The sequence below is a fragment of the Telluria aromaticivorans genome (genome assembly GCF_013003915.1).
Taxonomy (GTDB): domain Bacteria; phylum Pseudomonadota; class Gammaproteobacteria; order Burkholderiales; family Burkholderiaceae_D; genus Telluria; species Telluria aromaticivorans.
Genome location: NZ_JABAIV010000002.1, coordinates 358,137 through 382,695 on the forward strand (window position 1 = coordinate 358,137; position 24,559 = coordinate 382,695).

General features: G+C 64.6%; 17 protein-coding genes, 1 tRNA gene and 1 pseudogene. 7 read left to right on the forward strand and 12 right to left on the reverse strand.

The window, feature by feature from the left end:
- Positions 1–127 precede the first annotated feature (127 nt).
- The 4 genes from HGB41_RS07080 to HGB41_RS07095 all read left to right on the forward strand — a co-directional run bounded on the left by HGB41_RS07080 (position 128) and on the right by HGB41_RS07095 (position 2,808).
- Positions 128–643, forward strand: coding sequence for a hypothetical protein (locus HGB41_RS07080; protein ID WP_171082606.1), 516 nt, complete (start codon positions 128–130; stop codon positions 641–643).
- Positions 644–736: 93 nt separating this feature from the next.
- Positions 737–812, forward strand: a tRNA-Lys gene (locus HGB41_RS07085).
- Positions 813–926: 114 nt separating this feature from the next.
- The gene (locus tag HGB41_RS07090; protein WP_171082607.1) at positions 927–1,532 is read left to right on the forward strand and encodes an IMPACT family protein; all 606 of its coding nucleotides are present in this window, start codon (positions 927–929) and stop codon (positions 1,530–1,532) included.
- 109 nt (positions 1,533–1,641) lie between these two features.
- Complete coding sequence (locus HGB41_RS07095; RefSeq protein WP_171082609.1) at positions 1,642–2,808, forward strand: MFS transporter; 1,167 nt, start codon at positions 1,642–1,644, stop codon at positions 2,806–2,808.
- Positions 2,809–2,821: 13 nt separating this feature from the next.
- On the opposite strand, the gene HGB41_RS07100 is transcribed toward HGB41_RS07095, so the two are convergent.
- The 8 genes and pseudogenes from HGB41_RS07100 to HGB41_RS07135 all read right to left on the reverse strand — a co-directional run bounded on the left by HGB41_RS07100 (position 2,822) and on the right by HGB41_RS07135 (position 13,447).
- Complete coding sequence (locus HGB41_RS07100) at positions 2,822–3,637, reverse strand: HDOD domain-containing protein (protein ID WP_171082611.1); 816 nt, start codon at positions 3,635–3,637, stop codon at positions 2,822–2,824.
- A gap of 143 nt (positions 3,638–3,780) precedes the next feature.
- On the reverse strand, positions 3,781–4,725 hold the full coding sequence (locus tag HGB41_RS07105; protein WP_171082613.1) for a BON domain-containing protein: 945 nt from the start codon (positions 4,723–4,725) through the stop codon (positions 3,781–3,783).
- Positions 4,726–4,869: 144 nt separating this feature from the next.
- On the reverse strand, positions 4,870–5,577 hold the full coding sequence (locus HGB41_RS07110) for a hypothetical protein (protein ID WP_171082615.1): 708 nt from the start codon (positions 5,575–5,577) through the stop codon (positions 4,870–4,872).
- 172 nt (positions 5,578–5,749) lie between these two features.
- Positions 5,750–7,036 (reverse strand): methyl-accepting chemotaxis protein, encoded by a 1,287-nt coding sequence (locus tag HGB41_RS07115; protein ID WP_171082616.1) that lies wholly within the window; start codon positions 7,034–7,036, stop codon positions 5,750–5,752.
- Positions 7,037–7,217: 181 nt separating this feature from the next.
- Positions 7,218–8,918 carry a DUF8614 domain-containing protein gene (locus tag HGB41_RS07120; protein WP_171082618.1) on the reverse strand — a complete coding sequence of 567 codons (1,701 nt, stop codon included), beginning with the start codon at positions 8,916–8,918 and terminating at the stop codon, positions 7,218–7,220.
- A 324-nt stretch (positions 8,919–9,242) separates the two neighbouring features.
- Positions 9,243–10,676: an efflux transporter outer membrane subunit gene (locus HGB41_RS07125; RefSeq protein ID WP_171082620.1), complete on the reverse strand. Its 1,434-nt coding sequence runs from the start codon at positions 10,674–10,676 to the stop codon at positions 9,243–9,245.
- 21 nt (positions 10,677–10,697) lie between these two features.
- Positions 10,698–12,295: pseudogene (locus HGB41_RS07130) on the reverse strand (DHA2 family efflux MFS transporter permease subunit).
- 9 nt (positions 12,296–12,304) lie between these two features.
- Complete coding sequence (locus HGB41_RS07135) at positions 12,305–13,447, reverse strand: HlyD family secretion protein (protein WP_171082622.1); 1,143 nt, start codon at positions 13,445–13,447, stop codon at positions 12,305–12,307.
- A gap of 111 nt (positions 13,448–13,558) precedes the next feature.
- On the opposite strand from HGB41_RS07135, the gene HGB41_RS07140 reads away from it, so the two are divergent.
- Both HGB41_RS07140 and HGB41_RS07145 read left to right on the forward strand, forming a co-directional pair.
- Positions 13,559–14,209: a TetR/AcrR family transcriptional regulator gene (locus tag HGB41_RS07140; RefSeq protein WP_171082624.1), complete on the forward strand. Its 651-nt coding sequence runs from the start codon at positions 13,559–13,561 to the stop codon at positions 14,207–14,209.
- 119 nt (positions 14,210–14,328) lie between these two features.
- The gene (locus HGB41_RS07145; RefSeq protein WP_171082626.1) at positions 14,329–14,514 is read left to right on the forward strand and encodes a hypothetical protein; all 186 of its coding nucleotides are present in this window, start codon (positions 14,329–14,331) and stop codon (positions 14,512–14,514) included.
- Between the two features lie 65 nt (positions 14,515–14,579).
- Here HGB41_RS07145 and HGB41_RS07150 read toward each other — a convergent pair whose 3' ends face one another.
- Positions 14,580–14,900, reverse strand: coding sequence for a hypothetical protein (locus tag HGB41_RS07150; RefSeq protein ID WP_171082628.1), 321 nt, complete (start codon positions 14,898–14,900; stop codon positions 14,580–14,582).
- A 307-nt stretch (positions 14,901–15,207) separates the two neighbouring features.
- Here HGB41_RS07150 and HGB41_RS07155 point away from each other — a divergent pair, with 307 nt between their 5' ends.
- Complete coding sequence (locus tag HGB41_RS07155) at positions 15,208–17,502, forward strand: glycogen debranching protein (protein ID WP_171082630.1); 2,295 nt, start codon at positions 15,208–15,210, stop codon at positions 17,500–17,502.
- Positions 17,503–17,805: 303 nt separating this feature from the next.
- On the opposite strand, the gene lpdA is transcribed toward HGB41_RS07155, so the two are convergent.
- The 3 genes from lpdA to aceE all read right to left on the reverse strand — a co-directional run bounded on the left by lpdA (position 17,806) and on the right by aceE (position 24,167).
- On the reverse strand, positions 17,806–19,644 hold the full coding sequence (gene lpdA / locus HGB41_RS07160) for a dihydrolipoyl dehydrogenase (RefSeq protein ID WP_171082633.1): 1,839 nt from the start codon (positions 19,642–19,644) through the stop codon (positions 17,806–17,808).
- A 12-nt stretch (positions 19,645–19,656) separates the two neighbouring features.
- Positions 19,657–21,306, reverse strand: a complete 1,650-nt coding sequence (gene aceF, locus HGB41_RS07165) for a dihydrolipoyllysine-residue acetyltransferase (protein ID WP_171082637.1) — start codon at positions 21,304–21,306, stop codon at positions 19,657–19,659.
- Between the two features lie 155 nt (positions 21,307–21,461).
- Positions 21,462–24,167 carry a pyruvate dehydrogenase (acetyl-transferring), homodimeric type gene (aceE, locus tag HGB41_RS07170; RefSeq protein WP_171082639.1) on the reverse strand — a complete coding sequence of 902 codons (2,706 nt, stop codon included), beginning with the start codon at positions 24,165–24,167 and terminating at the stop codon, positions 21,462–21,464.
- Positions 24,168–24,559 lie beyond the last annotated feature (392 nt).

Sequence of the window (24,559 nt, forward strand, 5' to 3'; positions counted from 1 at the left end):
CAGTCTCGACAGCAATTCTTGCGTCGTGTCATCCGCCGGACGCTTAAGACAGCGCACCGCCTACCGGACGCAGCCAAAGCGCAGAAAACAGTTAAAATTATTGCAACTTACATCTCGGTATCGGGCTATGAAATACATCCAGAACATTTTCCTTGTCGGCTACATGCTGATCGTCGGCCTGTTTTTCATCTGCGGCCTTGGCCTGATCATCATGGCCGGGGTGGAGACTTGGGGCGCCCTCGATCCCCGCGCGGAGTTCAAGGTCCGCGACCGCTTCGAACTCATCCTCGAGTGCATCGGCCTGCTGACCATTGCGGTCGCCTCGCTCGAGCTTGGCCAGACGGTGCTCGAGGAAGAAGTCCAGCGCTCGGTCAACATCAGTTCCCCTACCCGCGTGCGGCGCTTCCTGTCGCGTTTCCTGATCGTGGTGGTGGTATCGCTGTCGATCGAATGCCTGATCGGGGTGTTCCAGTTCATGCACAGCAAGCCGGAATACCTGCTGCATTCGGCATCGGTCGGCCTGGCAGCCGCTGCGATCCTCGCAACCTGGGGCCTGTTCATCCGCAATAATGTGGAAGCGGAAAAGCTGGAACCGCACTCGATGCGCGAGGTGCAGGCAGAAGACAAGGAAGTTGCGACCTGAACGAAAAGCCGAGGTAAATCACGCGAATTTTCATAACAATGAAACGAAGCACTTGGATATTCGCGCAAACGCCGCTATAATCTTGGCTTCCTTGGGTCGTTAGCTCAGCTGGTAGAGCAGCGGACTTTTAATCCGTTGGTCGCAGGTTCGAATCCCGCACGGCCTACCAAGATTCTGCAATGAAGGCGTCATGAGAAATCGTGACGCCTTTTTTGTTTTTATCTTGCCGATCACTGTCCCGTCACGGCGTCGGCATGTCGCCGCGCGACACCGATAACCGTCCATGCCCTACGCCATCGCCGTTCCCGTCCACTTCGAACTCGTCATCAAGAAGAGCCGCTTCCTCGCTTGCGTCCAGCCGATGCCCGACCGTGCCGGCGCCCAGCAGGTCGTGGCCGGCCTGCGCGCCCAGCATCCGGGCGCCGCGCACGTCTGCTGGGCGTTGCTGGCAGGCGGCCAGTCGGCCGCAGTCGACGATGGCGAGCCGAGCGGCACGGCGGGCCGCCCGATGCTCGACGTGCTGCGCCACCAGGACCTGGAAGGCGTACTGGCCACCGTGGTCCGCTATTTCGGCGGCGTAAAGCTGGGTGCAGGCGGATTGGTGCGTGCCTATACGGACAGCGTGGCGCAAGCCTTGCTGCAAGCGCAGAAGGTGCCGATCATCAAGCTGCAGCAGCTGCGCTGCACGGCGCCCTATGCGCTGGAAGGCATGGTGCGCAGGGAACTCGACGCGGCCGGCGCCAGCCTCGACCAGGTCGCCCACGGCGACGAGGTACTGTTCGACTTCAGCCTGCCTGTGCAGGACGCCGCCGCGCTGCGCCTGCGGCTCGACAACGCCGGCCATGGCCGCATCGCCTGGCCAAGGATGGACGAGCAAGCAGGCGAGTAGCTACCCGCTCATCTCCCCACGCTATACCTGTCATCACGACAGGAAAGCGGACTGCACGCGCGCCAGCCGCTATAGTGCCGCTCCAGCCTGCCCTTCCCCCCCCCTTATTTTGATCAAGAAAAGCCTCGTTCCCCTCGCCCTCGGTGGTTTCGGCATCGGCATGACCGAATTCGTCATCATGGGCATCCTTCCCGACATCGCCAACGGCCTGCAGATCAGCATCCCGCAAGCGGGTTACCTCATCACCGCCTACGCACTGGGCGTCGTGGTCGGCGCGCCGACCTTGGTCAGCCTGCTGGCGCACCGGCCGCCGCGCAGCGTGCTGGTCTGGTTCATGCTGATGTTCACGGTGTTCAATGCGATGTCGGCCTTTGCGCCGAACTTCGAGGTGATGATGCTGTCGCGCTTCATGGCGGGCTTGCCGCATGGCGCCTTCTTTGGCGTCGGGGCAGTCGTGGCGAGCCGCCTGGCCGATGAAGGCAAGGTTGCGGCGGCGATGGCGACCATGTTTACCGGCCTGACCCTGGCGAACGTCATCGGGGTGCCGGCCGGGACCTGGCTGGGGCATAACCTGAGCTGGCGGGCGGTGTTCCTGGTGGTGGCGGCAATCGGCGTGATCACCGTCCTGAGGCTGCGCCAATGGGTGCCGCACATCGCGCCCAAGCCGCGTACCCGCCTGATGCAGGATTTGCGGATCTTCCGCAGCCGCGCCCTGTGGCTGGCGCTGGCCATTACCTCGATCGGTACTGGCGGTTTCTTTGCCTTCTTCAGCTATATCGCGCCGCTGCTGACCGAGGTCACGCGGTTCCAGCCATCGACCATTCCGATGGTGATGACGGTGGTGGGGGTCGGCATGACGGTGGGCGTGCTGCTGGGCGGCCAACTGGCCGACCGGGTGGCGCCGCTGCCGGCGATCGTGATGCTCCTGGCGAGCATGACCGCCCTGCTGCTGTGTAATGGCTTGTTTGCCACATCGCAGACGGCCATGCTGGTGCTGGCCTTTGCCACCGGCGCCAATGCGCTGGCGCTGGGTCCGCCGATCCAGATGCTGCTGATCGAGCATTCGCGCGAGGCAGAAATGCTGGGCTCGTCGCTGGGCCAGTCGGGATTCAATGTCGGCAACGCCCTGGGCGCCTTCCTTGGCGGGATTCCGCTGACTCTCGGCTATTCGTATGCGTCGCCGCAGTGGGTGGCGGCCGGGCTGGCGCTGTCCGGCGTGCTGCTGGCGCTGCTCATGCTGGTGCAGGGGCGCGCTCCGGCACCAGCCGCTGCCTGACATACCGCGAATCTCAGACCAGGGTCGCGTCGCCCAGTGCCTGGGCCGTGTCCGCCGCCTCGTCGAGCAGCGCACGCACGATGGCGGCGTCGAGCGGACCGGCATCCAGTCGATCCTCGCCTGCGCCCAGCGGCGACGCGACCGTCGCATAGCGGTTCGCCAGCAGCAAGGTGTCGAGCAGCGTATGCGGCTCAGGGTTCAGGACGCCGTCGCGTAGCGCGGCAATGGCCCCTGCCACGTCGGCCGGGATCGACAGCTTGCGGATGACTTCGGCGCTGACCACGTCTTCGCATAGCGCGCCCCAGTTCTCAGGGTCGTCCTCCAGCAGGCCGGGGAATTCGTCGGCGCGCGACAGCAAATAAAAGCCGCCGACTTCATGCACGATGCCGGCGAACAGCGCGGTATCCGGATCGACACGGGTGACGCGGCGCGCCAGCACCTGGGCCAGGGCCGCGACATAGGCCGTGTGCGCCCACAGCTGCTCGGCCTTGGCGCGCAGCACCGGATCGGCAATGCGGTGGCCGAACTGGCGCACCATCAGGGCGGCGACCAGCCCGCGCAGGCGGCGGTAGCCGATGCGCAGCACGGCCGCGCGCACATTGGTCACCTGCACGCCACCGGCGCCGAAGGCGGCGGTGTTTGCCATGGCCACGGTACGTGCCGCCAGCTGCGGTTCGGACAGCACCAGCCGGATCGCTTCCTCCACATGGCAATCGGGATCCTCCAGCGCCAGCTGCAGGCGCAGCACGGCGTTCACGCTGGTGGGAAAGGTGATTTCCCCACGCGCGGCCTGGGCGGCAATGTATCCGAAAGCTTCGAGTTTGTTCACGCGGGCATTATACCCCCGGTATCAGACGGGCCCGGCCGTTCTCGGTACCACCTTGCGCAAACGAAAAAGCCCGAACGGCAATCGTTCGGGCTTGGATCCTGCAGGCTTCGGGGAGCGGACCGGAAAGCGGCCCGCCTACCCGATTACTTGACCTTGATCGAGTTCTTGACGCGGGTCACGCCTTCGACGCCCTTGGCGACTTGCTCGGCACGCTCGACTTCCGCTTTCGACTCGGCAAAGCCGCTCAGCATGACCACGCCTTTTTCGGTCTCGACCTTGATGGCCAATGCGCTGGTGTTCGGCGCCTTGACCAGGCCGGCCTTGACCTTGGTGGTGATCATGGCATCGGACACGTTGGCGACGCCACGCTCGCCTGCACGCTCGGTCTTGGCGGCGGCAGTGGCTGCTGCTGCTTCGGTACGGTCGCCGGCATCGGCGGCTGCCATGCGGGTCTTGTCGCCGGCGCGTTCGGCCGAGGTGGCCACTTTGCGGCTGTCGTTTTCAACGACGCAGGCGGTCTTGCTGCCCTGCTGTTCGCATTTCTCGACGGCAGCGGCTTTCACCGGATCCTTGGTGTCGGTGCTGGCGATCAGGCCGCCATCGGTATCGGCCTTCGTATCTGCTTTAGTAGCGGCTGCAGCGCCTGCAGCGGTGGCGCCGGCGGCGCTACGGCCCATGGCGGTGTCGCGGCTGGCTTTGGTGTTGGCCAGCGCGGCGGTACGCGCCGACTTGGCGGTGGCCATGCAGCTGTCCTTCTGGTTGCCCTTCATGGTGTCGCATTTTTCTTCGGCCAGTTCATACTCGGCTTCGGCCAGCTTGCGGCGGGCGGCATCGCGGTTGGCCGGGGTGTTGTCGTACTTGGCGACGGCATCGGCTTCGGCGCGCGCGCGCATCACGTCGGCCTGCTCTTCGCAGACGTCTTCATCCTTGAGCGCGTCGCATTTCTGTTTGGCTGCCTTGTGGTCGGCCGCGATCTTGTCCATCGCAGTGCGATAGCCTGCGGTATCAGATTTCTGGGCAAAAGCAGGGGCTGCGGCGATCGTTGCGCCAACGGCGGTGGCCAGCAGGGTGGCGAGGAGCTTGTTCATGATGGTGTCCCTTTATAGTCGGTTGTTGTGACAGCGTCCATTAAACGCCCCCTACCCGACACCATCTGTGCGACAACGTACACTTGTCGATAAAACATCAATTTGTACGTACGCCAGCCCAGCCGTATTGGCCGGCACCGGCGCTCATTCGTCGTCGAGCAAGCCTTCGCGCCAGAGGCCGGCGGCATCGTCGAAAGGCGCGGTTGCGGCGCCGAAACCGCTGCCGTCTTTGGCCAGGCGCACCCAGACACGGGTGTCATGGCCGCTGCGCGGCACGGTCACCCGGTCACGCACGCCGGACAGCCAGCGATAGACCCGCGCGTACTCGTCCGGGTTGCTGCGGCGCGTCCAGGCCAGTGCGACCAGGTCGGCATAGCCTTCTTCGCGGCGCGTTTCGCGCATCGCCCTGGCGGCCTTCAGCATCGACACATCGGCCGCCGTTTCCTCGCCCACTTCCTCGAAACCGGCCGGCAGCGCATGCCAGACGCCTTGGGCATAACGCCAGCAGTGCGCGATCTCGTGCGCCGCCATTGCTTCGATCAGGGCGCCCTGCGCGGCCTCCGGGATGCCGGCCAGCACGGTCTCGGCGTCCGGGTTGTTACGCAGCGACAGGACCAGCTTGCACCGTCCCTTGTCGAAGCCCATCGCCAGCGGCACGTCGCCGGGACGGGGCTGCGGTTGCACGGTGATGTCGAGCGGCAGCTTCATCTTCTGGGAATAGGCCAGCACCGGACCGGCGGCGCTGAGCCAGCGCTGTTCCAGTGCGGTCAGCTCGGCCGCTTGAATCGACGGCGCATGGATGGATGCAGCCAGCAGGACAGTAACGAGCAGCGGCAGCAGGGGCTTGGACATGATGATTCTCCCAGGGATAATGAAATGCCTAACGGCAATTCTAGACCGAGGTTAAGCCCTGCCTGGAGGAATATATTGCGCTGTGTCCAAAAGCATAAGGGCCGCGGAAGCGGCCCTTATCAATCACATATTCAGGCCACGGAAGCGAGCCTTATCGGTCAATCATTGTTGCTCAGCAATCGGAGAGTCCGACCAGGGCGGGCCGTGGTTCCGGCTGTTGCGCCTTATCCACCCGGAGCTCGCCCACCGACTGCGCCAGCCGATCGGCTTCCGCCTCCAGAGCGGTCGCGGCGGCGGTCGCCTGCTGCACCAGCACCGCGTTGTGGCAGACAGCTTCATTCATGTGCCCGATGGCGCCGCCAACCTGGCCGGCATGCATGCCTTCGCCCGCAGCGGCATGCCCCGTCTCACCCATGAGCTCGATAAGACGGCGCATCGCGGCGGCGATATCGTCCATCCTCGATCCGGCTTCGTCGACCAGCCGGGCGCCCGCCTCGACGTGTTCGGCCGAGCTGCCGACCAGTTCGCGGATGTCCCTTGCCGCGGCGGCGGAGCGCTGGGCAAGCTGGCGCACTTCCGTTGCCACGGTCTGGGAAACCTTGCCCTGCCCGCCCGCCCTGGCTGCTTCGACCGCCGCATTCAAGGCGAGGATATTGGCCTGGAACGCGAGGCCATCGGCCACGCCGATGATGTCGACGATCTTGCTTGACGATGCACTGAGCGCCGCCATCGTCTCGATCACCTGGGACACTGGCGCATCGGTGCGGCGCGTTGCCAACGCTTCCCGGACGAACTGGCGCCTCAGGCCGCGCGCGATATACCAGGCGGCGAAAGCGCCGGTCACGAGGGCGCACAGGCACAGCAACACCATCCATGCGGAGAACCCGGACGCCAGGCGGCGCGCTCCCGCGGCATGTTCATTGTTGAGCTTCTCCTGCAGCTCGATGAAACCATTGATGCTGGCAAGCCAGTCGACGAAGGCAGGCGCGGCCTGTTGCGACAGCAGCGCCGTCGCTTCCGCCACCTGGCCGGCGGCGTGCAGCGCCACCACGCGGTCGATCAGCGGCCGGGTGCGGCGTTCCTGTTCCTTGATGGCTGCCAGCGCGTCCTTTTCGGCCGGCAAGATATCCGGCAGCTCATGGAACAGCGCGTCCATCGGCGAGGCCGAACGGGCGTAATTATCGTCCAGGGTCTTGATCAGGCCGATCGGCGCGGCGGTGTGCGCCGCGTTGGGCGCCAGGACCACGTCGCGCAATGCGATCGCGCGGTCACGCACGCTGGCGCGGAGGTTGACCGCATAGCGCTGCTTGACGCTGGTGACGTCGTTGATGTGGTTGAGGGCGCGGTCGATCTCCACGACGCGGCCGGCGGCCAGCACCGACAGGACGATCATCAGGAGGAAAAAGGCGCCGTAGCCGAGAGCCAGGCGGGCGCCGATGGTCAGGGGCTTGTTTGTCATGTCTATACTCGAAGTCAACTACCGGGATCGGCGCACACAGGCGCAATAATTTCCCAGTAGCAATATCTCGACTATATCATGGCGTATGTACCAATTGTCCTGGCGACCACATCAACTTAGGTAAATCCGGCAGCACTGTTGCGCGGTTTCCAACAACACTGCCGAAAAGACCACAGGCGCCTTATTTCGTTAACGCTGCTGCTGTTGTGAAGGCCGGGCGGATATCGTTCGGCACCGAGGTTTTCAGGCGGTCGAGCGCCTTCTGCACTTCGGGGCGGATCACCACGTACTTGTCCATCATCGCCTTCGCGCGGGCATAGTCGCCGGTCGCTTCGATGGTCAGGAACTCGCGGTCGAGGTCGATGACGGCCCCCTTGATCTTCTTGAAGTCCACCGCGAAAGTGCCGTCGCTTTTCGCCACGAAGGCGCCCTTGTCGAGCAGGTAGTTCACCTGGATCGCCATGCCGCGCGCGTGCGACGAAGTCAGGCCGAAGTGCAGCGTGCGGAAGCTCGAGGCCAGGAAAGTGTTGTACAGCTTGCGCTCCGCAAGCACGCCCTGCCCCAGCCCGTCCTTCAGCAGTCCCTTGTCCATCATATATCCCAGCGCCCACAGGCCGGTGATGTCGGCCTTGGCTTCCTCGATGGTCGAATAGGTGTCCTTCAGGTCCTGGCGCGGGGTCGATTCCTTGCCGTCCTTCTTCGTATGGTGCGGGCCGAGGCCGTGCATGATCTCGTGCGCCAGGATGTGGGTGAAGAAGGAATCGAAATCGAGGTCCTTCTGGTCCGCGGGGCTCAGCACCAGCTTCGAGATCGGCTGCAGCGTCGATTTGAACTTGGCTTCCTGGACGTTCTTGAGCATCACGCGCTTGGAGCCGCGCTCGCGGATCACGCGCTCGTCGTTCGGCAAGTTGTAGGCGGCGGTCTGCACGCCCATGTTGCCGTCGCCGGCGCCATACACCTGGTTGACCACCACCATCGGGGCAATCGCGCCGACCTTCGGGTTGCGGTACTGCTTGTCGACCGGCAGGTTGTTTTCCAGCTCCTGCAGGTGCTTGCCGAAGAAGTCGAGCTTCTGCGTTTCCTTCTGGTCGCGGATGCTGACATAGGCCTCGAAGGCAGCCTTGTAGCCGAACAGCTCGTCGTTATAGGTTTCATACGGGCCGATGGTGATGTCGACCGGCGAATCGAGGTCCATCCAGGCGAAGTCCGAGGCCAGGTAATCGTTGCTCAGGAAGGCATCGGCGCGCAGCGTCAGGAATTTCTTGAGCGAGGCGTTGTCGGTGGATGCGGCGGCTTCACGCAGCAGCTTGGCGAGCTTTTCCAGGTCGGCGCGGTATTCGTCCGAATACTTCACGGTCGTGAACTTGCCGTCAGGGCCGGTGCGGATCACGGTGAAGAACCACTGCGCGTCCGATTTATGCGCGGCCGGGAGCGCGTTCATCCAGCTTTCCAGTGCGGCCTTGGAGGCGTTCTCCGGGTAGAAATTGGCGCCGGCCGGCTTCCTGGCCGGGATCTTGATGCCGGCGTACTCCGCAGGCATGAAGGACTGGTTGTCGTCGAGACCCGACCACGGGCCCTTGTTCAGCCAGAACGCGTTCTGGCGCGCGCGGCCCAAGTCGGTGGTGTCTTTCTGCAGGGCGGCCCACAGCGCTTCGTTGCCGGACCAGCGCTGGCGCAGCTGCAGGGTGTCGATGATCTTCGCCGCTTCGATCAGCTTGACGACGGCGGCGCGGTCGCCTTTCGACAGCTTCGACGTATCGGCACGCAGCTCGACCGGCGCGAAGCGCTTGGACATGGCCTGGAGCTGGGCGACATTGGCTGGTTCGGCCTGCGCGACGCCGACGGCCGCGAACAGCATGAGAGGAGCGAGGATGTTCTTCATGGGTCTCTTTATTTTAGGAATGACAACGCAATATTGTAATCCTGGGGAGAGCCCGGTGCCGTTGAGATTTCGATATGTATGAGCCGTCGAATCCCGTAGGGTGGTGCGGCTCCACCCGGCAGCTGATTGCCAGCCGGTGTGTGCGCCGCCCACGCGTTCAACCAGCATACGAATTGCCGCGCGGGCGGCATCACCGAGGTTTGAACGCGTGGGCAAGGGACTTGCCCACCCTACGATGTCGCGGGTGTCTTAGGGTGCGGCCAATCGTATGTGCAAATCCATGTCAGCGGGTTTCGTAGGGTGGGCGGCCCCCACGCGGTCAAGTCAACGCACGGTCGGCAACGCCGGCCCCTGCTCCCACCCCCCGCCCAGCGCCCGCGCCACGGCCACGGTCGCCAGCAGCCGCTGCGTGCGGATCTGTGCCGCCGCCCGGTCTGCCGCCAGCGAATTACGCTGCGCATCCGTCACGTCGAGATAGGTCGACACACCGCGCTCGTAGCGCGCTTTCGCCACCAGCAGCGCGCGGGCCGCGGCCTGTTGCGACTGCGCCTGCACCTCGCCCTGCTGCCGGCGCTGCTGCACGTCCGACAGCGCATCTTCGACTTCGCGCAGCGCGATCAAGAGGCGTGTTTCGTGATTGGCCACTGCTTCGTCGTAGCGCGCTTTTGAGAGCGCCAGGTTGGCGCGGTTGCGGCCCGCATCGAATACCGGCAGCGACAGCGCAAGCGGCCCGGCCGAGAACTGGCGCGCACCGCCGCTGGCCAGGTCGCGCAGGTGTTCCGAGGCGAAGCCGAAGTTCGATGTCAGCGACAGCGACGGATAGAACCCACCTTCGGCCACGCCCACCTGGGCATTGGCCGCGCGCAGTTGCGCCACGCTGGCCGCCAGGTCCGGCCGCTGCTTCAGCAGGCTGGCCGGCAGGCCGACAGGAATACTTGGCGGCAGCGGCAGCGCGCTACTCGCACCACCGGCCAGCAACGGCGCGCTCGGCGAGGCGCCGACCAGCGTCGCCAGTGCATGCTCCACCGCGTTGCGCTGGCGCTGGGCCTCGTGCAGGTCGGCTTGTGCATTCGCGCGTTCGATGCGGGCGCGCGAGACATCCAGCTCGTTCGACAGCCCGGCCTTGAAACGCGCCTCGACGAGTTCCTGCGCTTCGCGCCGTGCACCCAGCGCGTCGCGCAGGATCGCCATGTCGGCATCCAGCCCGCGCAGCTGCCAGTAGGATGCCGCCACCTGGCCGGACAGCAGCAGGATCACGCCGTCGCGATCATCCTGCGCCGCCAGCGCCTGTGCATCGGCCGCTTCGACCACGCGCCGCACGCGGCCCCACAGGTCGAGTTCATACGACAGCGAAGCGCCAACGCTGAAGTTGTTGCCCTCGATCGAACGCCCGCCGAGCGCGATGCCCTGCGCGGTCTCGGCCGAGCTGCGCGTATTCGAGATGCCGGCGCCCAGCGCCACGTTCGGCGCCTGCCCCGCGCGCACCACGCCCAGTTGGGCCTGGGCCTGCAGCAGGCGCTGCGCGGCCGCCTTCACGCCGGGGTTGTCGCGCAGCGCACGCTGCTCCAGGCTGTCGAGGGTGGCGTCGCCGAAGACGGTCCACCAGGCCGCCGGCAGCCGCGCTGCCTCATTCGTTTCCGCGCTGTGGCGGTAAGCAGGTGCAGCGGCACCCGCCGGCTCGGTGAATTCCGGACCAACTGTCGCGCAGCCGGCCAGCGCCGCAGCCAGCGCGGACACCAATGCAAGATTCTTCAGCATGTCTGTTCCCTACTTTCGTTATCAGTGCGCACCTGAGGCGCCACCCGGCGACTTCACCTTGTCGGCCAGCCAGATCACGGCGATGCAGCCGATCAGCACCAGGCCGACGATCCAGAAGCCGTCGTTGTAGGCCATCACATAAGACTCGCGCCGCACGATGCGGTCGATCACGGCGAGGGCCTGGTTGGCCGCGGTGGCCGGATCCATGCCGCCGGCGATGAAGCCCTGGGTCAGCCCTTCCAGGCGCTGCTGGGTAGCCAGCGAATAATTCGACACCGCTTCGCCCAGGCGCGCCGAATGGAGCGCGTGCTCAAGGCCGTGGCCAGCAGGGCGATGCCGATCGAGCCGCCCAGGTTGCGAGTCATGTTGAACAGGCTGGAGGCCGAGGGCATGTCCTTTGGCGCGATGCCGGCCATGGCGAAGTTCGACAGGGTCAGCATCACGAAGGGCTGGCCGATCGCGCGCACGACCTGGGTCACCATCAGCTGGTCGTAGCCGGTGCTGGCATCCATGAAGGCATTCATCAGGCAGGAGCCGCCGAACAGCAGCAAGCCGAACGAGCACAGGATGCGGTTATCCACCTTCGAGGACAGCGCCGCCGCGAAGGGCATCACCAGCAGCTGCGGCAGGCCGACCCAGGCGATCACTTCGCCGATCTGCATCGGCGTGTAGCCGGCGATCTGGCCCAGGTAGAGCGGCAGCAGGAACGACGATCCATATAGGCCCATGCCGGTCACCGCCGACAGCACGGTCGCCACCAAGAAGTTGCGCTGGCCGTAGAGGCGCAGGTTCACGAACGGATCCGGGCGGGTGACGCTCAGCGCGATCCAGCCCAGGATGCCCACCAGCGACAGCGAAGCAAAGGTGATGATGAAGGACGACTCGAACCAGTCCTTCGAATTGCCTTCTTCCAAAAAGATCGTCAGGCAGGCCAGGCCCATCGCCATCAGGCCGATGCCGAGCCAGTCGGCATTGAGCAGCGTGCGCAGGTTCGGCTTTTCCGGGTTGAGCCCGTAGACCATGCCGGCGATGAGCAGCACGCCCGGCACCCAGTTGATATAGAAGATCGACGGCCAGCCGTACAGCTCCGACAAATAGCCGCCCAGGGTCGGGCCCATGGCCGGCGCCAGCGTGGCGGTCAGGCCGAAGATCGCCATGCCGGCCGCGCGCTTGGATGCCGGCAAGCGCGTCATCACCAGCGTCATCGCCATCGGGATCAGGGCGCCGCCGGTAAAGCCCTGCAGCATGCGGAACACGATCATGCTTTCCAGGTTCCAGGCCGCCCCGCACAGGGTCGAGAACACCAGGAACAGCGCGGTGGTGCCGATCATGTAGAAGCGCGCACCGAAGGCGCGCGTGAACAGCGCGGTCATCGGGATCACGACGATCTCGGCGCACAGGTAGGCGGTCGAGATCCACGAGCCCTCTTCCTGCGTGGCGTTCAGGGTGCCGAGGATGTCGCGCAGCGACGAATTGGTGATCTGGATGTCGAGGACGGCCATGAAGGCGCCCAGCATGCCGGCGGCCACCGCGATCCAGGTGCGGAGGTCAACCCGCGCCCCGTTGGCCGGCGCTCCAGGCATCACGCCGGCGTGGGCGTCCTTGGTGAGGCTGGTCATGGCAGGGCCTTAGTGCGCGGCCGCGGTCTGGGTGTGGCGGGTGTCCTGCCCAAGTTCGACTTCGGCCACCACCGACATGCCCGGCACCAGGCGGCCGGCGTATTTCTTTACGTCGGCCGGGTCGAGCACGATCTTGACCGGCACGCGCTGGACGATCTTGGTGAAGTTGCCGGTCGCGTTATCGGCCGGCAGCAGCGCGAACTGGTTGCCCGAGGCAGGCGAGAAGCTGTGCACGCGGCCCGCCAGGTGCTTGCCCGGCAGCGCATCGACTTCGAGCGCGACCTGCTGGCCGGGCTCCAGCCCGCCCAGCTGGGTTTCCTTGAAATTGGCGGTGACCCAGACTTCGTCTTCGACCACGGCCAGCAGCTGCTGGCCCGGCTGCACGCGCGCGCCGACTTCGACGCTGCGCTTGCCGATGCGGCCGGCCACCGGCGCCAGGATGCGGTTGTAGGCAAGCTGCTGGCGCGCATCCTTGAGCTGGGCCTGCAGCACCTTGACCTGGGCCTTGAGCACGTCGCGGCCGGCGCCGGCTGCAGCGATCTGCGCCTGCGCCGCGGCGGCGTTGTCGCGCCGTGCGGCGACATCGGCGACCGCGCCGGCGCGCGCGGCGTTTGAAGCATCCACTTCCGACTTCGACACCGCCTTCATGGTCTCGGTGTAGAGCTGGCCGAAGCGCTCGGCATCCTGGCGCGCACGCACCAGCTGGGCCTCGGCCTGGCGTACTTGGGCGCCGGCGGCGGAGGCCTGCGCTGTCACCTGCATCACCTGGGCATCGGCCTGGCCGATTTGCTGTTCCACCGAGGCGATCTGCGCCTCGATCTGCTCCACGCGCACGCCGTGGTCGGCGGGGTCGAGCTCGGCGATCACGTCGCCGGCCTTGACTAGCTGGTTGTCGTCGACCAGCACGCGCGTCACCACGCCGGGCACGCGGCTCGATACCGGGTGCACGCGCCCGGTGACATAGGCATTCTCGGTCTCGACGTAATGGTGGCTGCGGTACCACATGCGTCCACCCGCGCCGAGGGCGACCAGGGCGATCAGCCCCACCACGCCGAGCACGCGCTTGTTGGGCGGGGTCTTGCCCGGCGCAGCCGCCGGGGTCGCGGCCTGGGTCGGAGGGGTTTGCGCTGCCTGGGTATGCGAATCTGCCATGGGAACGACCTTGATAAATGAAATGGACTCATCGCATTATTCGCCAAGCCTTAGTTGAAGTCAAGAAATGAAACGGTTGCGTTTCATTCTTGATTTCAGTAGAGTGGCCGTATGAGCAAACCGACGCCAGACACCACCCCGCCCGCCAAGGCCGCCGGCCGCCCCAAGGCGTCCGAGGTCGAAGCGCGCACCCAGGACTTGATCGAGGCGGCGGCCGGGCTGTTCCTGAAACACGGCTATACGGGCACCAGCCTCGAAACGATCGCGCGCGAAGCGCACGTCGCGGTGCGCACCATCTACGTGAAATTCGGCGGCAAGGCCGGGTTGCTGAAAGCGGTGTTGCAGGCACGCCGCGAGCGCTTTTTTGCGATCGGTGGGATGGACCATGACGCGCGACCGCTGCGCGAGGTCATCGGCGAATTCGCCGTTCACTTCTACGACATGCTGTGCGAGCCCGATGCGGTGGCCCTGCAGCGCGTGGTCATGGCCGAGTCCGGCACCAATCCGGAGCTGGCGGAAGCTTTCTATGAGGCCGGGCCGCGTATGACCCGCGACATGCTCGAGCGTTACTTCGCCCGCCCGGACATCCGCGCGCAGCTGCGTCCGGACGTGCCGCTTGCCCTGCTGCCCTCGCACCTGATCGCCTGTATCAATGGCGACCCGGTGATCCGTTTCCTGTTCCCGGACCGGAAGCAGGGCCATGAGGAAGCGCGCCGGCTGCTTGCCGAGCGTCTAGAACTGTTTTACCGCAGCATTTTGTAAGGTCAATCTGTGCGTCATCGCACCGACCTGGTGCGAGGATTTGTGACAATCTGACCTCCTTTACAGGAGGATGTCATGAATAATAAAACGACAGCGGCGCTTGGCCGCGAGGAGGCAGTATGAGCAAGTCGTCCCGATACGAATGGCGCGATCAGCAGGCGTCGCTGCAGGAGCGCATGAAAGGATTCATGGCGAATCCGGGCACGGAACAGCTGGAAGCAGTCCTGGCCGAGATGCGTGCGTACGCAGCCGCAGCACAGAATGGCTCGATCGAGATTCCGGAACGGTTTATCGCTTTCAGCTGATCGACCGACACCCCTCAACAATGCCGCCCCGCGCAAGCCGGGCGGCATTGTTCATTGCGGGTTGGTTAATTGACTGTTGCCGGTGTAGGGCTACCGTTGGAACTGGTCTCGAAATCGAACACCCGGGTCAGGCAAAAGACCTTGCGCGGTGCGCGGTGGCGTTCGTGGATTTCTCGGGTCATCACCTCGACCCGCCGCGGCTGCAGCGACACCTGGCGCGGATCGATGAAGTCGGCTGTTCCCTGGCTGAAGCGGGCCGCCAACTGCTGGGAGATGGTGCCGTGCACGACCGACGGCTCGCCGTGGAGCGTGGTGCGGAGCTCGAAGGCGCGCGATTCGGGAAGGACAAAGACGGTACCGACGTATTCATTGCCGTGTTCGTACATAGCAGTCTCCTGTGGCATTACACGACTGGCGACAAGTGGGCTTGCCGCCGCACGCGACCATCATAGCCTGTCAATACGGAGGCAGGCGCTTGTCACGATTGACATTTGCAACCGTAATAAAACTACGGAAAACACGGTTGACTTCGCTATGCGGCAGGAGTAGCGTCACCTCGGTGTATGGATGAGCTACCCACACGAGGTAGGGAAAGTACACGAAAGCTGCAAGAACAGGATCAGAGACCGGCCGGAGCGCCCGCCTGCCCTGGACCAGCAGCGCACATAAAACAGATAAACATCGGAGACAACAATGAAATTGCATCAACGAATGCTGGCCGCCTGCATTGCCGGCGCCCTGCTCGCCGCGCCTGCCTCGGCCGCCATCAACCCGACCAAGCTCGGCGCCGCCTACGACGCCACCAAGGCCAACGTCACCTTCAAGGTCTATTCCAGCAAGGCCACCCGCATCGAACTCTACCTGTACAGCACCGCTACCGGCACTGCCGAAAAGGCGCGCTACGTGCTGGCGAACACGAGCGGCACCTGGAGCGTGACCATCCCGACCGCGACGCTGAGCAGCCAGGGCCTGGGCGGTACCCTGTACTACGGCTACCGCGCATGGGGCCCGAACTGGCCGTACAGCGCCAGCTGGACCAAGGGTTCCGGCACCGGTTTCGTGAGCGACGTCGACGCCGCCGGCAACCGTTTCAACCCGAACAAGCTGCTGTCCGATCCGTATGCGCTGGAGCTGAGCCACGATCCGACGACGGCCACGATGACCAACGGCACCATCTATGCCAGCGGCGCCACCTACCGCAACATCGACAGCGGCACCTCGGCCCCAAAAGGCATCGTGCTGGCCGGCGACACCCAGTCCTTCGGCACCAAGCCGACCCGCGCATTGAAGGACGACGTCGTCTACGAGGCGCACGTGCGCGGGCTGACCATGAACGACACCGGTATCAGCGCCGCCTACCGCGGCACCTACAAGGGCGCGGGCCTGAAGGCGGCCTGGCTGGCCAGCCTGGGCGTGACCGCCATCGAATTCCTGCCGGTGCAGGAAACCCAGAACGACACCAACGACAACGACCCCAACAGCAACAGCGGCGACAATTACTGGGGCTACATGACCCTGAACTATTTCGCCCCGGATCGCCGCTATGCCTACGACAAGACGCCGGGCGGTCCCACGCGCGAGTTCAAGGAGATGGTCAAGGCCTTCCACGACAACGGCATCAAGGTGCTGGTCGACGTGGTCTACAACCATACCGGCGAAGGCGGCGCCTGGAGCCCGACCGACAAGACCACCTACAACATCACCAGCTTCCGCGGCCTGGACAACCCGACCTATTACAGCCTGACCTCGGACATGCAGAATTCCTGGGACAACACCGGCGTCGGCGGCAACTACAACACCCGCAACACGATCGCCCAGAACCTGATCGTCGATTCGCTCGCCTACTGGCGCGACAAGCTGGGCGTGGACGGCTACCGCTTCGACCTCGCTTCGGTGCTCGGCAACACCTGCCAGCACGGCTGCTTCAACTTCGACAAGATGGATGCAGGAAACGCACTGAACCGCATCGTGGCGGAACTGCCGCCACGCCCTGCCCTCGGCGGCACTGGTGTCGACCTGATCGCCGAACCATGGGCCATCGGCGGCAACTCCTACCAGGTCGGCGGCTTCCCGAGCGGCTGGGCCGAATGGAACGGCGGCTACCGCGACGTCGTGCGCCAGGCGCAGAACAAGCTGGGCAGCGTGGCGATCACGACCGGGCAGATGGCCAGCCGCTTCGCCGGCTCCAGCGACCTGTACGGCGACGACGGCCGCAAGCCCTGGCACTCGGTCAACTTCGTCACCGCTCACGACGGCTTCACGCTCAAGGATTTGTACAGCTGTAACAGCAAGAACAACAACCAGGCCTGGCCATGGGGCCCGAGCGACGGCGGCGAGGACAATAACAACAGCTGGGACCAGGGCGGCATCGCAGCCGACCAGCGCAAGGCGGCGCGCAACGGCATGGCGCTGATGATGCTGTCGGCTGGCGTGCCAATGATCGTCGGCGGCGACGAAGCCCTGCGCACGCTGAACTGCAACAACAACCCGTACAACCTGGATTCGTCGGCCAACTGGCTCGGCTGGACCCGCACCACGGACCAGGCCAACTTCCAGGCCTTCTCGAAAGCGATGATGGCCTTCCGCAAGGCGCATCCGGCGCTGCGTCCGGCGAACTTCTACTCCAGCGTGGACAACAACGGCAACGTGATGGAGCAACTGCGCTGGTTCAAGCCGGATGGCGGGGTGGCGGATGCGGCCTATTTCAACAATAGCGCCAACCACGCGATTGCCTGGCGCATCGATGGCACGGAGCTTGGCGATCCGGCATCGGCGATTTATATCGCCCACAATGCGTGGAGTGCGCAGGTCGACTTTACGCTGCCATGGGCGGGGACGGGCAAGACCTGGTATCGGGTGACGGATACGTGTAGCTGGGCTGAGGGTGCGTCGCAGGTACGCGCGCCTGGCGCGGAGGACCTGGTGGGTGGGGAGAATTTTTCCTACGGCCTTTGCGGGCGTGGCACGCTGGTGTTGATTGCGAAGTGAGGGGGGAGCGGCGGACTAATACCGGTCAATCAAGAGTCGCTCGTCAATCGTAGGGTGGGCAAGTTCCTTGCCCACGCGTTCAAATCACGGTGCTGCTGCCTGCGCAGTTGCTCAGGCTCAAACTATCACCGCGCGGGCGGCGCACACTCCGCTGTAGAATCGCCGGTCGAGTGGAGCCGCCCACCCTACGGTTCTCATTGGTTGACCGGCAGTTGGCAGCGGGTAGGCCATGGCTGCCAGCAATCGCGTAAAAGAGACGGGACCCTCGAGGGTCCCGTTTCTTCTACATCGCCATCAAGGCGATCACTTCTTCTTCACCGGCGGCAAATCAGTACACACGCCCTTGTACGCCTCCGCCGCCATCCCGATCGACTCACCCAGCGTCGGGTGCGGGTGAATGGTCTTGCCGATATCCACCCCATCCGCGCCCATCTCGATGGCCAGCGCCACTTCGCCGATCATGTCGCCGGCATTGGTGCCGACGATGGTGCCGCCGATGATGCGCTTGGTCTCGGCATCGAACAGCAGCTTGGTGAAGCCTTCGTCGCGGCCGTTGGCGACCGCGCGGCCGCTGGCGTTCCACGGAAAGTGGCCCTTCTCGACCTTGATGCCCTTCTGCTTGGCTTCGTCTTCGGTCAGGCCGACCCATGCCACTTCCGGATCGGTGTAGGCCACCGACGGGATCACCTTGGCGTCGAAGTAGGCCTTTTCGCCGTGCGCGGCTTCGGCTGCGACGTGCGCCTCGTGCACCGCCTTGTGCGCCAGCATCGGCTGGCCCACCAGGTCGCCGATGGCGAAGATGTGCGGCACGTTGGTGCGCATCTGGCCATCCACGCCGATGAAGCCGCGGTCGCTTACCACCACGCCGGCCTTCTCGGCGGCGATCTTCTTGCCGTTCGGGCTGCGGCCGACGGCCACCAGCACCAGGTCGTAGACCTGGGCTTCCGGCGCGGTGGCGCCGGCTTCGGCGGCTTCAAACGTGACCTTGATCCCTTCCGGCAGCGCTTCCACGCCGACGGTCTTGGTCTTCAACATGATGTTGTCGAAGCGGTGGGCGTTGAACTTCTGCCAGACCTTGACGGCCTCGCGGTCCGCGCCCTGCATCAGGCCGTCCATCATCTCGACCACGTCGATGCGCGCACCCAGGGTCGAGTACACGGTCGCCATTTCCAGGCCGATGATGCCGCCGCCGATGACCAGCATGCGCTTCGGTACCTGGCGCAGTTCCAGCGCGCCGGTCGAATCGACGATGCGCGGGTCTTCCGGCACGAAAGGCAGCTTCACCACGGCGGAACCGGCGGCGATGATCGCCTTCGCGAACTTGACGACTTTTTTGGCGCCATCGGCACCGGTGACTTCGACGTGGTTCGGGCTCAGGAACTGGCCCACGCCCTGCACCACATTGACCTTGCGCGCCTTGGCCATGAAATTCAGGCCGCCGGTCATCTTCTTGATGACGCCGTCTTTATAGGCGCGCAGCTTGTCGATGTCGACGTCGGGCTTGGCGAAGCTCACGCCGAGATCCGCCATGTGCGCGGTCTCGTCCATGATGTGCGCCACGTGCAGCAGCGCCTTGGACGGGATGCAGCCGACGTTCAGGCACACGCCGCCCAGCGTCGCATACTTCTCGACCAGCACCACGTTAAGCCCCAAGTCGGCCGCGCGGAAGGCAGCCGAATAGCCACCGGGACCGGCGCCCAGCACCATCAGTTCGCATTCGATGTCGACCTGGCCGCTGTAGCTGGCCGCACCCGGCGCCGGGGCCGACGCGACACTTGCCGCCGGCGCCGGATGGGCCGGTGCATAGGAATCGGTCGGCATCGACGCGGCGGTTGGCGCCACTGCCTGCGCCGCAGGCTTGGCTTCGGCCGAAGGGGCGGCAGCAGGTGCAGCGGCAGATGCCGCGCCCTCTTCGAGCGTCAACAGCATCGTGCCTTCGTTGACCTTGTCGCCCACTTTAACGGTGATGTCCTTGACGACACCCGCATGCGTCGACGGGATCTCCATGCTGGCCTTGTCCGATTCGACGGTGATCAAGGACTGGTCGACCTTGATGGTGTCGCCAGGCTTGACCAGCAGCTCGATCACTTCGACGTCCTTGAAGTCGCCGATATTCGGGACCTTCACTTCAACAGTGCTCATACTCGGCGCTCCTTACAGAAGGGTCTTGCGCAGGTCGGCCAGCACCTCCGCGAGATAGGCTGCGAAGCGCGCGGCACCGGCGCCGTCGATCACGCGGTGGTCGTAGGACAGCGACAGCGGCAGCATCAGGCGCGGCTGGAAGGCCGAACCGTCCCACACCGGCTTCATCGCCGACTTCGACAGGCCCAGGATTGCCAGCTCGGGTGCATTGATGATCGGTGTGAAGGCCGTACCACCGATGCCGCCCAGCGACGAAATGGTGAAGGTCGCGCCCTGCATCGCGGTCGGCGGCAGCTTGCCGTCGCGCGCCTGCGCAGAGAGCTCGCCCATTTCAGTGGCGATCTGCGACACCGTCTTCTTGTCGGCATCCTTCACGACCGGGACCACCAGGCCATTCGGGGTGTCGGCGGCGAAGCCGATGTTGTAGTACTGCTTCAGGATCAGGTTCGCACCGTCTTCGCTGAGCGACGCATTAAATTGCGGGAATTTTTTGAGCGCAGCGACGCTCGCCTTGATGACGAAGGCCAGCATGGTCAGCTTGACGGCCGACTTCTGCTTGGCCAGCGCGGCGTTCGAATCGACACGGAACTGTTCCAGGTCGGTGACGTCGGCTTCGTCGAAGGTCGTGACGTGCGGGATCATCACCCAGTTGCGGTGCAGGTTCGGGCCGGAGATCTTCTTGATGCGCGACAGCGGCAGCAGTTCGGTCGGGCCGAACTTCGAGAAGTCGAGCGACGGCCATGGCAGCAGGTCGAGGCCGACGCCCGAGCCGCCGGCTTTCGTCGGTGCGGCGGCAGGTGCAGCCATCACGCCCTTGACGAAGTTCTGCACGTCGAGCTGGGTGATGCGGCTCTTCGGGCCGGTGCCCGGCACGCGCCCCAGGTCCACGCCCAGTTCGCGGGCGAACTTGCGGATCGACGGCGAGGCGTGGGCTTTCGAGCCGGTGACGCCTGGCGCCTGGGCTGCGGCGGCCGGAGCCGATGCAGCCGGTGCCGGCGCGGCAGCCGGGGCCGGCGCTGCAGCAGGGGCAGCTGCGGATGCCGCAGCAGGAGCCGCAGCAGCAGGCGCGCCGCCAGTGGCTTCGATCATCAGCACCAGCGTTCCCTTGGCCACCTTGTCGCCGACCTTGACCTTTACTTCCTTGACGACGCCAGCGTGGCTGGAAGGAATCTCCATGCTCGCCTTGTCCGATTCGACCGTCATCAGCGACTGGTCGACCTTGATCGTGTCGCCCGGCTTGACCATCATTTCGATGACTTCGACTTCCTTGAAGTCGCCGATGTCCGGCACGGTGACTTCGACGATGCCGCCCGAGGCTGCCGGGGCAGCGGCTGGTGCCGGTGCAGCTTCGGCAGCCGGTGCGGCGGCAGGCGCCGGGGCAGCATCAGCCGTAGCAGGTGCGGCGGCAGGCGCGGCAGCGCCGCCCGCTTCTTCCAGCAGCAGCACCAGCGAACCCTCGGCAACCTTGTCGCCGACCTTGATCTTGATTTCTTTCACGACGCCGGCATGGCTCGATGGGATTTCCATGCTCGCCTTGTCCGACTCGACCGTGACCAGCGACTGGTCGACCTTGATCGTGTCGCCCGGCTTGACCATTAGTTCGATCACTTCCACTTCCTTGAAGTCGCCGATGTCCGGGACTTTGACTTCCACAATGCTCATAGTGTTAGCTCCGTTTTTATTTGAGTTAGCTGTGAAACCGTCGTCCCGGCGCAGGCCGGGACCAAGTTCAGTGTGCAGGCCACACACGCAAACTTGGGCTCCGGCCTTCGCCGGAGCTTGTTTCCGCCAGTGGCGGAAACGACGGTAACGAGCATTTACTGGGTCACAGGATTCGGCTTGTTCTGGTCAATACCGTACTTGGCGATCGCCTGCGACACGATCGAGCGTTCGATCTTGCCTTCGTCGGCCAGCGCGCGCAGGGCGGCGATGGTGACGTAATAGCGGTTCACCTCGAAGAACTCGCGCAGCTTGACGCGCGAGTCCGAGCGGCCGAAGCCGTCGGTGCCCAGCACTTTATAGGTGCGGTCCTTCGGCATGAAGGCGCGGATCTGCTCGGCGAACATGCGCATGTAGTCGGTGGTCGCGATGATCGGGCCCTGGGTATTCTGCAGCAGCGAAGTCACGTAAGGCACGCGCTGTTCAAGCTCAGGGTTGACCATGTTCCAGCGCTCGCAATCCTGGCCGTCACGGGCCAGCAGGGTCAGCGAAGGCGCCGACCACACGTCGGCGTCGACGCCCCAGTCGTTCTTGAGCAGCTCGGCGGCGAAGATCGACTCGCGCAGGATGGTGCCGCAGCCGACCAGCTGGACGCGCGGTGCAGCCTTCTCGGCGACCGGTGCGCCTTCCTGCAGCAGGTACATGCCCTTCAGGATGCCCGCTTCCTGGCCGGCTTTCAGGCCCGGGTGCGCGTAGTTCTCGTTCATGATGGTGATGTAATAGAACACGTCTTCCTGTTCCGTCACCATGCGGCGCAGGCCGTCCTGGATGATCACCGCCACTTCATGCCCAAAGGTCGGGTCGTACGGCAGGCAGTTCGGGACGGTCGCAGCGATGATGTGGCTGTGGCCATCTTCGTGCTGCAGGCCTTCGCCGTTGAGCGTGGTGCGGCCGGCAGTACCGCCCATCAGGAAGCCGCGTGCGCGGATGTCGCCCGCCAGCCACACCAGGTCGCCGACGCGCTGCATGCCGAACATCGAGTAGAAGGTGTAGAACGGGATCATCTGGCGATTGTTCGACGAGTACGAGGTCGCCGCGGCGATCCACGAGCTCATGCCGCCCGCTTCGTTGATACCCTCTTGCAGGATCTGGCCGGCCTTGTCTTCGCGGTAGTACATGACCTGGTCGCGGTCGACCGGCTCGTAGAGCTGGCCCTGCTGGTTGAAGATGCCGATCTGGCGGAACAGGCCTTCCATGCCGAAGGTGCGCGATTCGTCGACCAGGATCGGGACGATGCGCTGGCCGAGGCTCGGGTCTTTCAGCAGGCTGGTGATCACGCGCACGTAGGCCTGGGTCGAGGAGATCTCGCGGCCTTCCGGGGTCGGGTCGAGCACGGCCTTGAACGATTCCAGCGGCGGCACCACCAGGGCTTCGTCGGCCTTGGAACGGCGCTGCGGCAGGTAGCCGCCCAGGGCCTTGCGGCGCTCGTGCAGGTATTGCATTTCAGGCGAATCGTCGGACGGCTTGAAGAACGGGATCTCGGCCAGCTTGTCGTCCGGGATCGGGATATTGAAGCGGTCGCGCATCTCGCGGATCGCGGCGTCGTCCAGCTTCTTGGTCTGGTGCGCGGTGTTGCGCGCCTCGCCCGACTTGCCCATGCCGAAGCCCTTGACGGTCTTCACCAGCAGCACGGTCGGCGAACCCTTGTTCTCCTGCGCGTTCTTGAACGCCGCATAGATCTTGTGCGGGTCATGGCCGCCGCGGGTCAGGCGCCAGATGTCGTCGTCGCTCATGTTGGCAACCATCTTCAGCAGCTCCGGGTGCTTGCCGAAGAAATGCTTGCGCACGTAGGCGCCGTCCTTGGCCTTGTAGTTCTGGTATTCGCCGTCGACCGATTCCATCATCACGCGCTGCAGGATGCCGTCCTTGTCCTTGGCGAGCAGCGGATCCCACTGCGAGCCCCAGATGACCTTGACGACGTTCCAGCCGGCGCCGCGGAAGTCGGCCTCCAGCTCCTGGATGATCTTGCCGTTGCCGCGCACCGGGCCGTCCAGGCGCTGCAGGTTGCAGTTCACGACCATCACCAGGTTGTCGAGGCGTTCGCGTGCGGCCATGCCGATCGCGCCCATCGATTCCGGCTCGTCCATCTCGCCGTCGCCGCAGAAGACCCAGACTTTACGGGCTTCGGTATCGGCGATGCCGCGTGCGTGCAGGTATTTCAGGAAGCGCGCCTGGTAGATCGCCATGAGTGGGCCCAGGCCCATCGACACGGTCGGGAACTGCCAGAAGTCCGGCATCAGTTTCGGGTGCGGGTACGACGACAGGCCCTTGCCGTCGACTTCGCGGCGGAAGTTCAGCAGTTGCTCTTCGGTGATGCGTCCCTCCAGGTACGCACGCGCATAGATGCCCGGGGACGAGTGGCCCTGGATATACAGCAGGTCGCCGCCATGCTCTTCGGTCGGGGCGTGCCAGAAGTGGTTGAAGCCGATCCCCAGCATGTTCGCCAGCGAGGCGAACGAGGAGATGTGGCCACCCAGGTCGCCGTCGGCGCGGTTGGCCTTGACCACCATCGCCATCGCGTTCCAGCGCATCCACGAGCGCAGGCGCTCTTCGTATTCCAGGTTGCCCGGGCAGTTCACGTTCAGGTGGGCCGGGATCGTGTTGACATAGGCCGTGTTGCTCGAGAACGGAATGTGGGCGCCGCGGCGGCGTGCCAGGTCGACCATGCGCTCCATCAGGTAGTGCGCGCGCTCGGTGCCTTCGTGTTCGATCACCGCTTCCAGCGCGTCCAGCCATTCCTGGGTTTCGAGCGTGTCCGGGTCATTGGCGGCTTGCGCCGTCAACTGGTCGAGTTGAGCTGACATTAATGCGTCTCCTTAGAATTGCGCCCCACCCGATCAGTCGAAATGGCTGGCGGCGATTTGGTGAAATTTCAAATGTCTGAAAATAAACCCTTCGATTCTACCAGCGGGTCTATTATTTTTCAAATTGCGATATGCTATTTCATATAGTGAAATCTCGTGCTGCGACCGCACATTTTCGGAGGGCGGGCGGCTGCGCCGACCGCGCGTTCAAATTACGTATCCTGGCCTGCTCCGTGGCTTGCATCCGTGCGTTGAACGCGCGGGCGGGAGACCCGCCCACCCTACGATGTCAGGCTTATCAAGCTTACAACGAAGGGGGCGCAAAATACCACCAGCCGCTCTCTTACCTTTGGCGGAGCACGAAACGCATCTGCCTGCAAATATGACAATGC